Source organism: Arenimonas sp., from assembly GCF_035312645.1.
In the GTDB taxonomy this organism is placed as follows: domain Bacteria; phylum Pseudomonadota; class Gammaproteobacteria; order Xanthomonadales; family Xanthomonadaceae; genus Arenimonas.
The window spans coordinates 1-14,103 of the sequence record NZ_DATGBO010000057.1 but is presented as its reverse complement, the minus strand read 5'-3'; the positions used below and the strand labels follow the sequence as shown (position 1 = coordinate 14,103).

Genomic DNA, 14,103 nt, shown 5'->3' with positions numbered 1-14,103 from the left:
TCCTGGTACGAGTGGGGCCCGGGCGGGGCAATGCCCGAGTATACCCACGCGCCGGTAGCCGCTTTGCGCGGGGCGGGTCCCGTGTCAACATCGGGCACCTTTTTCCGCGACCCGGCACCGACCATGACTCCGAATTCGACCGAGGCCATCGCGCCTGTCCCCGTTGCCGAGCCACGCACCGAACTGACCCTGCGCGCTTTGATCCTCGGCATCGTGATCACGGTGCTGTTCACCGCCGCGAATGTGTTCTTCGGCCTCAAAGCCGGACTCACCTTCGCGACCTCGATTCCCGCCGCCGTCATCTCGATGGCTCTGCTGCGCAACTTCAAGAATTCCACGATCCAGGAAAACAACATCGTGCAGACCGTCGCCTCGGCGGCAGGCACGCTTTCCTCGATCATCTTCGTATTGCCCGGGCTGGTGATGATCGGCTGGTGGACCGGCTTCCCGTATTGGGAGTCCTTCCTGATCTGCGCACTCGGCGGCGTGCTCGGCGTGATGTATTCGATCCCGCTGCGACGCGCGCTGGTCACCAATTCCGATCTGCCCTATCCCGAAGGCGTGGCCTGCGCGGAAGTGTTGAAGGTCGGCAGCGGCGACGACAGCGTTGGCGTGGAAGAAAGCCGCGCTGGTTTGCAGGCGGTAGTCTGGGGCGCGATCAGCGCGTCTGCGTTCTCGGTGATCGTCGCGACGAAAGTTTTCGCCAGCGACATCGCGCAGTACTTCCGTTTCGGCAGCAGCGACAAGGGCCCGGTCAGCGGTTTCGATTTCCAATTATCGATGGCACTGCTAGCGGTCGGGCATCTGGTCGGCCTGTGGGTGGGCGTGGCGATGTTGCTGGGCGCAGTGATTGGCTGGGGTTGGGCAGTGCCGCATTTCTCAGCGATGGCCGGCATGGCCGGCCCTGCTGCGGATGCCGCGCAGGCGACTTGGGCGCATCAGGTGCGTTTCCTCGGTGCGGGCACGATTGGCGTGGCGGCGATCTGGACGCTGCTCAAACTGGTCAAGCCGGTCGCCGATGGCCTGGCTTCGGCGATGCGCGCCTCGCGACTGCGCAAGTCCGGCAATGCCGCCAGCCTGCCGCGCACCGAGCAGGACATTCCGATCGGTGTGGTCGGCGTGATCACGCTGGTGAGCTTCGTGCCGATCGCGTGGTTGTTCGGCCACTTCAGCATCGTCAGCGGGCTCGGCGATCACATGTGGCTGCTGGTGATCGGCGGTCTGGTGTATTGCGTGGTGATGAGCTTCCTGGTGTCGGCGGTCTGCGGTTATATGGCCGGCTTGATCGGATCATCCAATAGTCCGTTGTCGGGTGTCGGTATCCTGGTGGTGATCGGTGCGGCGCTGCTGCTGGTGTTCGGCGTCAAGCCGCTGCTGCAGCCGGGCCACGAAAAAGGTCTGGTCGCGTTCGCGCTGTTCGTGACGGCGGTGGTGTTCAACGTCGCGGCCATCGCCAACAACAATCTGCAGGATTTGAAAACCGGACAGCTGGTCGATGCCACGCCGTCCAAGCAGCAATGGGCGTTGGTCGTCGGCGTTTTCGCCGGCGCTGCGATCATTCCGCCGATCCTGAGCCTGCTCAATCATGCCTATGGTTTCGCTGGCGCGCCGGGTGCTGATCCGGCACACGCGTTGCCGGCGCCGCAGGCTGGACTGATTTCGGCGCTGGCGCAGGGCGTGATCCAGAACAATATCCAGTGGAACCTGATCGGGATCGGCGCGGGCATAGGTGTCGTGCTGATCATTCTCGACGTCCTGTTGCGCCGCTTCAGCAAATCCGCGCATCTGTCGCCGCTGGCCGTGGGCTTGGGCATTTATCTGCCGACGTCGGCGACCCTGATGGTGGTGGTCGGTGCGTTCGTCGGCGCTTATTACGACCGTCGTGCCGAGCGCAGCGCCAAGCCGGAAGCCGTCAAGCAACTCGGCATTTTGCTGGCGTCCGGCATGATCGTCGGCGAAGGCCTGATCGGCGTATTGATCGCCGCCGTCGTCGCGTTCTCGGGCAAGGATGCACCGCTCGCACTGGTCGGCGACAGCTTTGCCGGCGCGGCTTTCTGGATCGGCGGCGCGGCGTTCGTCGCGGCGGTGTTCCTGCTTTATCGCTGGGTCGAGCGCCTGGGTCGGCGCGCGACGGCGAGCTGATCGCGACCCTTTCGTCTCCGTTTTGCGGCACTGGCTTTCAGTGCCGCGGTGTCTCCCCAACATCCTCGTTTTCCTGTCGCCGCTTCTCTGCTGGAGTTCGCCATGATCCTTCGTTCCGTCCGCCTGCCGCTGTTGCTGGCCGCCTTGCTGCCGATGGCCGCACAGGCTGGCAAGCCTTTCGATGTCCGCACGATGGTCAACCTCGAGCGCGTCTCCAGCCCGGCGTTGTCGCCGGACGGGCGCAAGGTCGTGTTCGCCGTGCGCCAGACTGATTACGCCGCCAACAAGGGCAGCACCAGCCTGTGGATCGAGGATCTGGTCGCGCGCGATGCCGCGCCGCCGGTGCGCTTCACCGCCGCCGGTTTCAACGTCAACAGCCCGGCGTTCTCGCGTGATGGCAAGACGGTGTATTTCCTCGCGGCGAAATCCGGTTCGATGCAGCTGTGGTCACAGCCGGTCGCCGGTGGCGATGCCGTGCAGGTGTCCGATTACGCGCTCGATGTCGGCGGCTTCAAGCTGTCGCCGGACGGCAAGTCGGCGCTGGTGGTGTTCGAGGTGTTCAACGGTTGCGCCAATCTCGCCTGCACGAAAAAACGCCTGGATGATTCCGCGGCGAACAAGGCCAGCGGGCAGGTGTTCGACAAGGTTTTCATCCGGCACTGGGACACCTGGGCCGACGGTCGCCGCAATCAATTGTTCGTCGCCGGCTTCGGCAGCGACGGAAAACTTTCCGGCGAGCCGCTCAAGCTCAGCCGCGGCATCGATGGCGACGTGCCGTCGAAGCCTTTCGGCGACATCGACGAATTCGCCTGGTCGGCCGATGGCAAGTCGGTGGCGTTCAACGCGCGCATCGCCGGCAAGTCGGAGCCGTGGTCCACCAACTTCGATATCTATCTCGTTCCCGCAAGCGGAAAGGCGTTGCCCAAAAATCTGACGGCAGCAAACTTAGCCTGGGACGCCGGCCCGGTGTTCAGCCATGACGGCAAGACGCTGTACTACCGTGCGATGAAGCGCCCGGGCTTCGAAGCCGATCGCTTCGCGTTGATGGCGATGGACCTGGCCAGCGGCCAGAGCCACGAGATCGATTCGCGCTGGGATGCGTCCGCCGACACGATCGTGCTGTCCGACGACGGCAAGTCGATCTACACGCAGTCGCAGGAAATGGGCCAGCATCCCTTGTTCCGCGTCGACGTGGCCAATGGCGAAGTCGCGAACGTGGCGAAAGACGGCAGCATCGGCGGTTTCGCGATCGCCGGCGACACGCTGGTGTTCACCCGCGACACGCTGAAATCGCCGGCGCAGTTGTTCGCCGCGCGCGCCGATGGCAGTTCGCCGCGCCAGGTCAGCATCAACAATGCCGAGGTGTTGAAGAACACCGCGTTCGGCGATTTCGAGCAATTCAACTTCATCGGCTGGAACGGCGAGACCGTGCACGGTTACGTGGTCAAGCCGGCGAACTATCAGGCCGGCAAGAAATATCCGGTCGCTTTCCTTATCCACGGCGGGCCGCAGGGCAGCTTCGGCAACGGCTGGAGCTATCGCTGGAATCCGCAGACCTATGCCGGCCAGGGCTACGCGGTGGTGATGGTCGATTTCCACGGTTCGACCGGTTACGGCCAGGCGTTCACCGACGCGATCTCGCAGCATTGGGGTGATCGTCCGCTGGAAGATCTGCAGAAAGGCTGGGCGGCGGCGCTGAAGAAATATTCCTTCCTCGACGGCGGCAACGCCTGCGCGCTCGGCGCGAGCTACGGCGGTTACATGGTCGACTGGATCGCCGGCAACTGGCCGCAGCCGTGGAAATGCCTGGTCAGCCACGACGGCGTGTTCGACGCGCGCATGATGGGTTACTCGACCGAAGAACTGTGGTTCAACGAATGGGAAAACGGCGGCACGCCTTACGACGCGCCGGCGGCGATCGAGAAATTCAATCCGGTCAATCACGTCAAGGATTGGCGCGTGCCGATGCTGATCGTGCACAGCCAGCTCGACTACCGCATTCCGGTCGAGCAGGGCATCGGCGCGTTCACCGCGCTGCAGCGTCGCGGCATCGACAGCCAGCTGCTGTATTTCCCCGACGAGAACCACTGGGTGCTCAAACCGCAGAACAGCGTGATGTGGCACGACACCGTCAATGCCTGGCTGAAGAAGCATCTCGGTGGTTGAAGGCCGCGACCCGAGCGTGCCGGCGAGTGCGGCCGCACCGGCGGGGGGCGCCGGGGTCATCGACCTCGCGCGCCTGCGGCGCAGCTGCTCGCAATGCTCGCTGAAGGTGTTGTGCCTGCCGGCGAGCATCGGCCGCGAGGATATCGATCGCCTCGATCGCATCGTGTTGTCGCGGCGCCCGCTGGCGCGCGGCGATGTGTTGTTCCATGCCGGGCAGGCTCTTGGGTCGCTGTATGTCGCGCGCGAAGGCGTGTTCAAGACCACGGCGGCCGACGCGCTTGGCGATCTGCAGGTGCTCGGCTTCCATCTGCCCGGCGAGCTGATGGGGCTCGATGCTCTCGGCAGCGGCCAGCATGCCTGCGAGGCCCAGGCGCTGACGCGCGCGGACGTCTGTGAAGTGCCGTTGGCGCAACTTGAATCGGTAGCCTCCGAGGTGCCCGGATTGCAGCATCAGCTGCTGCGCATCATGGGTCAGAGCATGGGCCGCGATCAGCAGCACATCGAACTGCTCGGGCGACGCAATGCCCAGGAGCGGATGGCGACGTTCCTGCACCAGCTTTCCGAACGTTACCGGGCGCTGGGACGCCCCGGCGACAGTTTCCTGCTGCCGATGAGCCGCGAGGACATCGCCAGTTACCTCGGCCTGGTGATCGAGACTGTCAGCCGCACGCTCAGCAAGATGCAGGACGACGGCGTGATCGCGGTGCATGGCCGCGAGATGAAGATCCTCGATGGCGAACGCCTGAATGGCCTCGCCCACGACTACGTCAGCGGAAGCCGCGCGCAACGCTGACCGGGCGCGCCGTCAGCGCAGCAGCGAGCGACAGCCCAGTGCCGTCAGCACGGCATGGGCATGGGCATCGAGACCGAGCCAGGGCGCGGTGATCGTCACCAGTCCGGCGACGGCGATTGCAGCCGCAGCGGCGATGCGCCAGCGTAGCTGCGCCAGATGCCGGGCGAAATGCGCGCCGCTCCAGCTCACACCGGTCATCAGCGGCAACGTGCCCAGCCCGAACGCCAGCATCAACAGCCCGCCGTGCAGCGCGCTGGCTTCCAGCCACGCCGCCATCAGCAAGGTGGTGCTCAATCCGCAGGGCAACCAGCCCCAGAACAGACCGAGCACCAGCGTGCGCGCCGGACCTTGCGCGGGCAGCGTGCGTTCGCGCAAGGGTTGCAACAGCTGCCAGACGCGATGGCCCAGCCGCGACAAACCGGCGAGTCGCGTGGGTAGCAACAGGCGCAGCGCCGTCACCACGAGCACCAACCCCACCAGCGTGCGCAAACCGAGTGCGAGCCCGTCGACGCGCGCAATGCGCAACACGCCGCCGCCCAATCCGCCCGCGAGCGCACCGGCCAGCGTGTAACCGCCGATGCGTCCCAGGTTCAGCAGCAGCGCATGACGAAACGCATTCGTCGCGCGCGACGTCGCAGAAAAGCCAGTGGCGATGCCGCCGCACATGGCCAGGCAATGCACGCCGCCGAACAGGCCGCTGAGCCAGGCCGCGGTCAGCGTCAGCAGATCGATCGGCATGTCATTCCCCGATCCGCGCGTTGTCGTCGTCGCGCATTGGTGGCGGATCTTCGCGCAGGATATCCATCGCGGCGCTATCCATATCCTCGAACTGGTCGCTGCGTACCGCCCAGAAAAATGCCGCGATCGCCAGGCCAAGCAAGGCCAGGGAAATCGGGATCAGCACCAGTAGGATGTTCATGCCGGCGTCGCCGTCCCGCGACGCAGGCGCAAGGCATTCAGCGTCACCAGCAAGGATGAGCCGGCCATGCCCAGGGCCGCGAGGCCAGGATGCACCCAGCCGGCGGCGGCAATCGCTACCGCCACGATGTTGTAGAGCAAAGCCCATGCGATGTTCTGGCGGATCAGCGCCTGCGTGCGTCGCGCCAGCGCGATCGCCAGCGGCAGCCGGGTCAGGCGCTCGCCGAGCAGCAATACGTCCGCCGCGCCCTGCGCCAACGCCGAGCCCTGGCCCATCGCCATCGAGACATCGGCGCCGGCCAGCACCGGCGCATCGTTGATGCCGTCGCCGAGCATCAGCACGCGATGACCGCGCGCCTGCCATTCGCGGATGCGCGCGAGCTTGTCTTCCGGGCCCTGGCGCGACCGGTAATCGTCGATCGCGAGTGCGGCACAGATTTCACGCACCGCTGGTTCGGCATCGCCGCTGATCACCGCGACTTTCAGGCCGAGCGCGCGCAGGCGATCGACGCAGGCACGGGCATCGTCGCGCAACGCGTCGCGCACTTCGAAGCGCGCCAGTGCCACGGCGCCGTCGCCCAGCCACACGGCCCCGTCATCGCTGCCGGCTGCGGCGAAATCGGCGCGCCCCAGGCGCAGGCGGCGCTGGCCGAGCACGCCTTCGATGCCCAGGCCCGGATGCAGTTTCTGTTCGGCGGCGACAAGGTCGCTGTCACCGAAGGCGCTGGCGAGCGGATGCCGGTTGTCGCGTTGCAGTGCAGCGGCCCATTGCCGTGCCTGCCCGGCATCGAGTTCGGCGAAAGTCTCGGTGCGCAGCAGCGTCGGCGCGCCGCGTGTCAACGTGCCGGTCTTGTCGAGCAGCACGGTGTCGATGCCGGCAAGGCGTTCGATGGCCTCGTCTCCGATCACCAGCACGCCTTCGCGCGCCAGCACATCGCTGGCGGTCGACAACGCGGCCGGCACCGCCAGCGACAACGCGCAAGGGCAGGCGGCGACCAGTACCGACAAACCGATGGCGAAGGCGCGACCGACATCATGCTGCGACCAGTAGGCGAACGTGGCCAGCGCCGCGACGATCATCGCCAGCACGAAAACGCCGGCGAGGCGATCGGCCCTGCGCGCGAGCGCCGGGCGTTGTGCCTGCGCGCGTTCGACCAGTCGCTGGATCTGCGACAAGCGCGTCGCCGCGCCTATCGCCGTGACACGCACCTGCACCGGTTGCCGGTCGGCGATGCTGCCGGCGTGTACGCGGTCGCCGCGCTGCTTGCGACAAGGCGTCGCTTCGCCGGTCAACAGCGCCTCATTGAAGGCGGCGCTGGCGTCGAGCAGTTCGCCATCGGCCGGAACGCTGGCGTCGGCGGGCACACGCACGACGTCGCTCGTCCGCAGCTCGCCGATCGGCACCTGTTCGCAGCGCGCGCCATCCACGCGCCAGGCCAGTGCCGGCTGCGCGCGCGCAAGCAGGTCCACTTGCGCGCCGGCGCGCTGCCGCGCGAAGCGTTCGAGCAATCGCGCCGTCAACAGGAACAATACGAACATCGCCGCGGCGTCGAACCACACCTGCGCGCCACCGCGAACGGTTTCTTCCAGGCTCGCCAGGTAGGCCAGGCCGATGGAGCTGGCCGCGAGCGTGTCCATGCCCACGCGGCGTTGCCGCCATTCGCGCAGCATGCCGGTAAAAAACGGTGCGCCCGAATACACGACCACGGGTGTGCACACCAGAAAGGTGAGCCAGCGGAACAGATCGCGCGTGGCCAACGACATCTCGTGCGCGCTGTCGAGATACAGCGCTTCGGAAAACATCATCGCCTGCGTCGCCGCGAGCAGGGCCAGGCCCAGCCGCAGCAGCAAGGTGTTGCGTTCGCTGCGCCGCGCGCGCTCCAGCGCTTCACCGCCGGCCAGGTGCGGGCGGTAGCCCAGGCCCGCCAACGTCGCCAGCAGATGCGAAAGACGCGTGCGCTGCGGTTGCCAGGCCAGGCGCAGGCGGCCGGTGATCGCGTTGACGCTGACGTGGTCGACGCCGTCTTCGCGGCTGAGCGCGCGGTCGATCAACCAGGCGCAGGCCGCGCAGCGCAGGCCTTCGACGGCGAGGGTGATTTCGCAGCCCGTCGGCGTCGCCAGCACATGACCGCGCTGCACGTCGTCGCGATCCCAACTGCGGAAGTCGCCGAGGTCAGCGTCGACGCGATTGCTATCGTGCTGGCGCAGCCGGTAGTAGTCGGCGAGGCCAGCCTCGCGGATCCAGTTCGCTGCGGCGGCGCAACCTGCGCAACACACCGACTCGCGCCGACCGTCGATCTCCACCTGCCAGGCCTGCGTCGACAGGGATTCGCCGCAATGGAAACACTGTCCGCGCACTGCCGGTGTCGATGCAACGGCACGCGCGGCGATCGCATTCATGGCGTGGACAATGCCGATTGCAGCAGCGCATCGTGTTCGCCCGCCGCCAGCCGCCCGACCAGACGCCATTCGCCTTGCTGTGGTTGCAGGCGCAGTCGCCAGCGACCGGCGAGCGGCGTGGCGCTGTGGCCGCGCCAGCCGTCGCCGTCGCGGCGCAGCGATACCTCGACGTCCTTCGCCGCCTGGATCGGATGCACCCATTGCAGCGTCAGCGTGTCGATGTCCGCCGTCGGCGCCGGTCGCACGACGACGCGGACATCATGGCCGTCGGGCGTGAGCTGCAACGTCGCCAGCAACCCCAGCTGTTGTGCGCGCGCATCCGGCGCGAGGTCGCTGACCTGACTGTCGGCGGTACGCTGCACCGGTTCCGGTGCGGCATCGCTGCTGCCTGCCAGTGCAATGGCGAGCGTGCTGGCCAGCGCGACCAGGATCAGCGCTGGCAACGCGATAGCCAACCACAGCACCTGTTGTCGATACCACGCCGTGGCTGCGTTCATGGCGAGGTTGGCCCGAAGAACCGCGCTTCCTCGCGTTGCTGCAGCGCGGTGCCCGGCTCGCTGACCACGAAATCCAGATCGGCGCGGCCGTGTACCGTTCCTGGTGCGGCACTCACGGTGACCGGCACGGTGAGCACTTCTTCGGCGGCCGCGGACAGACGGAAATTCCCGGTCGCGAGCTTCAACGGCGCAGCGCTGCTGATGGACAACGCGAAGGTCTTGGCGCGCGCGTCCTTGTTGATGATGCGCAGCGTGTAGGCGTTCTCGATGCGGCCATCCTGGCCGATGCGATACAGCTGCTTGTCGCGCAGCACATCGACGATCAGCGGCGTGCGCATCGCGATGCCGGCGACGGTGCCGACCAGCAACGCCAGCAGCAGCAGGCCGTAGACGAACACGCGCGGACGCAATACCCGCGTCGGCTTGCCGTCGACGGCGTTCTGCGTGGTGTGGCGGATGAGTCCGCGCGGATAACCGATACGATCCATCACTGCGTCGCAGGCATCGACGCAGGCGGCGCAGGCGATGCATTCGTATTGCAGGCCGTTGCGGATGTCGATGCCGGTCGGGCAGACCTGCACGCAGATCGTGCAGTCGATGCAGTCGCCGAGATCCTCCGGCGTCGTCACTTGTGGCGCTGCCGGCAGGTCGTGCTGCGCATCGACGATCAGACCCGTGGTTACGCGTGCCTCCGGACCGCGCTCGAGGTGCGCGGCGGCGATCACCGCGCTGGTCGCCACGTCCACGGGCAGCAGGCCACGCGCGCGCTCGAGCACGCTGGCCAGCTGCGATTTCCTGCGCGCACCGCGCGGCTCGCCGCGCATCGGGTCGTAACTGATGATCAGCGTGTTGCGGTCGAACATCGCGCTCTGGAAGCGCGCATACGGGCACATGTACTTGCAGACCTGTTCGCGCAGCACGCCGGCATTGCCCCAGGTCGCCAACGCATAGAACAGCACCCAGAAACTTTCCCAGCCGCTCCAGGCGAACGGCCACAGGCGCGCCGCGAGATCGTGGATGGGCGTGAAGAAGCCGACGAAGGTGAAGCCGGTCCACAGCGCGAACACCAGCCACAGCGCGTGCTTGCTCAGCTTGCGGCGCGCTTTCGTCCACGACCAGGGCGCGGCATCGAGTTTCATGCGCTGCGGGCGGTCGCCTTCGGTCCATTGCTCCATCCACAGGAACACTTCCGTCCAGACCGTCTGCGGGCAGGCATAACCGCACCACAGGCGACCGGCGAGCGCAGTGAAAAAGAACAGCGACAGGCCCGCCATGATCAGCAGCAGGGCGAGGAAGAAAAAATCCTGCGGCCAGAACACCAGCCCGAGGATGTAGAACTTGCGCGCCGGCAGATCGAACAGCACCGCCTGCCGCCCGCTCCACGACAGCCACGGGAAAACGTAGTACATGCCGAGCAGCACGATCACCGCGAGTACGCGCAGGCGCTGGAAACGGCCGCCGGTTTCGCGCGGATAGACCTTGCGCTCGGAAAGATAGAGCGAGCCTTCTTCGAGCAGCGCGCTGGCGATGGGTTTGGCCACGGCGGTCAGGGCAGGGGCTGGTTGTAGCGGCTCGCGGGGCGCAGCAGGATCCAGGTGAACAGGCTTGAGCTCGCAGTCGCCGCCCACAGCAGGAAGAAGGCCAGCGTGTAACCGGCTTCGCGGCTCAGCACCAGGCCGGGAAACGTGATGTCGCGCAGCTGCAGCGGATCGACGAAGGCGAAGAACACCATCGTCGTCACACCGGCGGCGAAGAACGAAGGCCACAGGATCGCGCCGATGCGCTGCACCAGTGGCCGCGGTGGATGGTCGAACCGGCGTTCGGCTTCGAGTTTCACGCGCTGCTCCCGCTTAGCGATTCGGATGCGACAGGGAATAGACGTAGGCACCCACCAGGCGGGTGCGGGTTTCGCCGAGGATGGCCTTGTGCGCCGGCATCTGCCCGTTGTGGCCATGCTCGATCGCCGCGCGGATGTCGTCGATGCCATTGCCGTACAACCAGTAGTCGTCGGTGAGGTTGGCCGAGCCGATCGCCGGATTGCCCTTGCCGTCGGCACCATGGCAGGCGGCGCAGATGCCGGAGAAACTCTGCTTGCCGATGCTGGCCATCAGCGGATCGACCTTCATGCCCGACAGGCTCTGCACGTAGATCGCCGTCGCGGTCACGTTGGAGGGGTCGCCCAGCGCCATCGCGAATGGCGGCATCGCCGCCTGGCGACCATTCTGGATGGTCTGCAAGATGGTCTCGGGCGCGCCGCCCCACTGCCACTTGTCGTCGGCGAGGTTGGGGAAACCCTTGCCGCCGCGCGCATCGGAGCCATGGCAGGTCGCGCAGGTGTTGGCGAAAATGCGCTGGCCGGTGGCGATCGCCTGCGGATCGCGGGCGATCACGTCGATAGGCTGCTGCGAGAATTTCTGGAAGTGGCTGGCCAGCAGTTTTTCCGCCGCGGCCTGGTCGGCGGCGAGTTCGCCGGCGGAACTCCAGCCGCCGCGCCCGCTGAACGCGCCGAAACCCGGATACCAGGCGAGGTAGGCGATGGCGAAGAGGATGGTGAGATAGAACAGGTTGATCCACCAGCGCGGCATCGGGTTGTTGTATTCGGTGATGTCGCCATCCCAGTAATGACTTGTGCTCTCGGCGCTGGGATCGCCGGCGCGCCGACGCCCGGTCCACCAAAGCAGCCAGACCGCGCCGACGATGTTGAGCACGACGATCGCGATGACGTAGCCGGACCAGCCAGGACTCATGGCGATTCCTCCACGTTGTCTTCAAGCGGCACACGTGCCGCACGGTCGTATTCGGATTGCTGCCTGCCGCTGTAAACCCAGGCGGTGCCGAAAACGAAAGCGGCGATCAGGAGAGCGGTGACGATACCGGTGATCATCGGGTCAGCCTCGCGGCGCGTGTTTGCCCAGGCCCTGCAAATAGGCGACCAGGGCATCGAGTTCGGTTTTTCCGGCGACGGCCTCGCCGGCACCGGCGATGTCGGCGTCCGTGTAGGGGTCGCCCAGCGTGCGCAGGCCGCGCATGTGCGCGACCACCGTGCCCGGATCGAGCTCGGTCTTGGCCAGCCACGAATACGCCGGCATGTTCGATTCCGGCACCACGTCACGCGGATTGCTCAGGTGCACGCGGTGCCAGTCGTCCGAGTAGCGGCCGCCGATGCGCGCCAGGTCCGGCCCGGTGCGCTTGCTGCCCCACTGGAAGGGGCGGTCGTACACCGATTCGCCGGCCAGCGAATAATGGCCGTAGCGTTCGGTCTCGAAGCGCAGCGTGCGCACCATCTGCGAATGGCAGTTGTAGCAGCCCTCGCGCACGTAGATGTCGCGACCGGCCAGTTGCAGCGCCGGATACGGCACCACGCCCGGCAGCGGCTTGATCGCCTCGGCCTGGTACATCAGCGGCACGATTTCGGCGAGGCCGCCGAAGCTGATCGCCACCGCGATCAGGATCGCCATCAGGCTGATGTTGGTTTCCACTTTTTCATGCGAATGATTGGCCATGGCGATCTCCTCAGGCGTTCGCTTCGGCGGCGGTGGTGAGCGGCGCCATGCCCGCAGGGCTGGCGGCGGCCGGCAACAGCACCGGCGTTTCACTGCGGCGGGGCGCGATGCGGAAGGTCTGCCAGACGTTCCAGGCCATGATCAGCATGCCCGCGACGACGAGCATGCCGCCGGTCATGCGCACGAAATAGTAGGGATAGGTCGCCTTCAGCGACTCGATGAAAGTGTAGGTGAGCGTGCCGTCGGCATTGGTCGCCCGCCACATCAGGCCCTGCATCACGCCGGCGATCCACATGGAGGCGATGTACACGACCACGCCGACGGTGTGCACCCAGAAGTGCGTGTCGATGAGTTTGGTCGAGTACATCGACGGTACGCCGAGCAGGCGCGGGAACAGCGAATACAGCGAGCCGATGGTGATCATCGCCACCCAGCCCAGCGCACCGGCATGCACGTGGCCGATGGTCCAGTCGGTGTAATGGCTCAGCGAGTTGACCGTCTTGATCGACATCATCGGCCCCTCGAAGGTGGCGATCATGTAGAACGAAATGGCGACGATCATGAATTTCAGGATCGGGTCGGTGCGCAGCTTGTGCCACGCGCCCGAGAGCGTCATCACGCCGTTGATGGCGCCGCCCCAGCTTGGCGCGAGCAGGATCAGCGAGAACACCATGCCCAGCGACTGCACCCAGTCCGGCAGCGCGGTGTATTGCAGGTGATGCGGGCCGGCCCACATGTAGATGGCGATCAGTGCCCAGAAATGCACGATCGACAGGCGGTACGAATACACCGGGCGCCCGGCCTGCTTGGGCACGAAGTAATACATCATTCCGAGGAAGCCGGCGGTGAGGAAGAAGCCGACCGCGTTGTGCCCGTACCACCACTGCACCATCGCATCGACCGAGCCGGTGTAGATCTGGTAGGACTTGCCCAGGCTCACCGGCAGCGCGAGGTTGTTGACGATGTGCAGCAACGCGACCGCGAGGATGAAGGCGCCGTAGAACCAGTTGGCGACATAGATGTGGCGCACGCGGCGCTTGCCGATGGTGCCGAAGAAGACGATCGCGTAGACGATCCAGACGACCGCGATGAGAAGGTCGATCGGCCATTCCAGTTCCGCGTATTCCTTGCCCTGGGTCAGGCCCATCGGCAGCGTGATCGCGGCCAGCACGATCACCGCCTGCCAGCCCCAGAACACGAAGGCGGCGAGCTTGTCGCTGATCAGGCGCACGTGGCAGGTGCGTTGCACGACATACAGGCTGGTCGCCATCAGGCCGCAGCCGCCGAACGCGAAGATCACCGCGTTGGTGTGCAGCGGACGCAGGCGGCCGTAGCCCAGCCAGGGAATGTCGAAGCCCAGTGCGGGCCAGTACAGCTGCGCGGCGATGTAGACGCCGACCAGCATGCCGACGATGCCCCAGACCACGGTCATCACCGCGAACTGCAGCACGACCTTGTCGTTGTAGGTTTCTGTCACGGGTGTCTGCGCCATCGTCGGTTCCTTGCTCGCACTGCCGCGATTATCGAGGTCGACAGTGGTCCTGGCTTTGACGGAGGTCAAGTCCACGGTCTTGACAGCTGGCGCGCAGCGCCGCCGACGGGCAGCGAAGTGGCTGACATGGATCAAGGCGGCCGCGGCGGCCGGCGCGGATCATCCCGGCAGACAGGATCGGGAGCGAGTCAT

At 66.1% G+C, this 14,103-nt stretch carries 13 protein-coding genes; 3 read left to right on the top strand and 10 right to left on the bottom strand.

The genetic code is table 11. The features are described from left to right. The first annotated feature begins 123 nt into the window (after positions 1-123). The 3 genes from VKM35_RS05215 (at position 124) to VKM35_RS05205 (ending at position 5,101) form a co-directional block, all read left to right on the top strand. Complete coding sequence (locus VKM35_RS05215) at positions 124-2,142, top strand: OPT family oligopeptide transporter (RefSeq protein WP_324319075.1); 2,019 nt, start codon at positions 124-126, stop codon at positions 2,140-2,142. Between the two features lie 102 nt (positions 2,143-2,244). Further along, a complete protein-coding gene (locus VKM35_RS05210) occupies positions 2,245-4,308 on the top strand; it encodes a S9 family peptidase (protein WP_324319073.1) in 2,064 nt (687 codons plus the stop codon). Next, a complete protein-coding gene (locus VKM35_RS05205; RefSeq protein ID WP_324319071.1) occupies positions 4,301-5,101 on the top strand; it encodes a helix-turn-helix domain-containing protein in 801 nt (266 codons plus the stop codon). Before VKM35_RS05210 ends, VKM35_RS05205 begins: the two co-directional genes overlap by 8 nt. A gap of 12 nt (positions 5,102-5,113) precedes the next feature. Here VKM35_RS05205 and VKM35_RS05200 read toward each other — a convergent pair whose 3' ends face one another. The 10 genes from VKM35_RS05200 to ccoN are packed head-to-tail and all read right to left on the bottom strand — an operon-like array spanning position 5,114 to position 13,911. Further along, positions 5,114-5,839 (bottom strand): sulfite exporter TauE/SafE family protein, encoded by a 726-nt coding sequence (locus tag VKM35_RS05200; protein ID WP_324319068.1) that lies wholly within the window; start codon positions 5,837-5,839, stop codon positions 5,114-5,116. A 1-nt stretch (position 5,840) separates the two neighbouring features. Further along, positions 5,841-6,020 carry a cbb3-type cytochrome oxidase assembly protein CcoS gene (gene ccoS, locus VKM35_RS05195; protein WP_324319066.1) on the bottom strand — a complete coding sequence of 60 codons (180 nt, stop codon included), beginning with the start codon at positions 6,018-6,020 and terminating at the stop codon, positions 5,841-5,843. After that, positions 6,017-8,419: a heavy metal translocating P-type ATPase gene (locus VKM35_RS05190; RefSeq protein WP_324319064.1), complete on the bottom strand. Its 2,403-nt coding sequence runs from the start codon at positions 8,417-8,419 to the stop codon at positions 6,017-6,019. Before VKM35_RS05190 ends, ccoS begins: the two co-directional genes overlap by 4 nt. After that, on the bottom strand, positions 8,416-8,916 hold the full coding sequence (locus VKM35_RS05185; protein WP_324319062.1) for a FixH family protein: 501 nt from the start codon (positions 8,914-8,916) through the stop codon (positions 8,416-8,418). The genes VKM35_RS05190 and VKM35_RS05185 overlap by 4 nt, the downstream gene beginning before the upstream one ends. Continuing rightward, positions 8,913-10,457 (bottom strand): 4Fe-4S dicluster domain-containing protein, encoded by a 1,545-nt coding sequence (locus VKM35_RS05180; protein ID WP_324319060.1) that lies wholly within the window; start codon positions 10,455-10,457, stop codon positions 8,913-8,915. The genes VKM35_RS05185 and VKM35_RS05180 overlap by 4 nt, the downstream gene beginning before the upstream one ends. Positions 10,458-10,462: 5 nt before the next feature. After that, positions 10,463-10,753, bottom strand: a complete 291-nt coding sequence (locus tag VKM35_RS05175; protein WP_324319058.1) for a hypothetical protein — start codon at positions 10,751-10,753, stop codon at positions 10,463-10,465. Positions 10,754-10,766: 13 nt separating this feature from the next. Beyond that, the gene (gene ccoP, locus VKM35_RS05170; RefSeq protein WP_324319056.1) at positions 10,767-11,663 is read right to left on the bottom strand and encodes a cytochrome-c oxidase, cbb3-type subunit III; all 897 of its coding nucleotides are present in this window, start codon (positions 11,661-11,663) and stop codon (positions 10,767-10,769) included. Next, on the bottom strand, positions 11,660-11,800 hold the full coding sequence (locus VKM35_RS05165; RefSeq protein ID WP_324319055.1) for a cbb3-type cytochrome c oxidase subunit 3: 141 nt from the start codon (positions 11,798-11,800) through the stop codon (positions 11,660-11,662). Before VKM35_RS05165 ends, ccoP begins: the two co-directional genes overlap by 4 nt. A 4-nt stretch (positions 11,801-11,804) precedes the next feature. Then, a complete protein-coding gene (gene ccoO / locus VKM35_RS05160; protein WP_324319053.1) occupies positions 11,805-12,419 on the bottom strand; it encodes a cytochrome-c oxidase, cbb3-type subunit II in 615 nt (204 codons plus the stop codon). Positions 12,420-12,429: 10 nt separating this feature from the next. Then, positions 12,430-13,911: a cytochrome-c oxidase, cbb3-type subunit I gene (gene ccoN, locus VKM35_RS05155; RefSeq protein WP_324319116.1), complete on the bottom strand. Its 1,482-nt coding sequence runs from the start codon at positions 13,909-13,911 to the stop codon at positions 12,430-12,432. Positions 13,912-14,103: the final 192 nt, after the last annotated feature.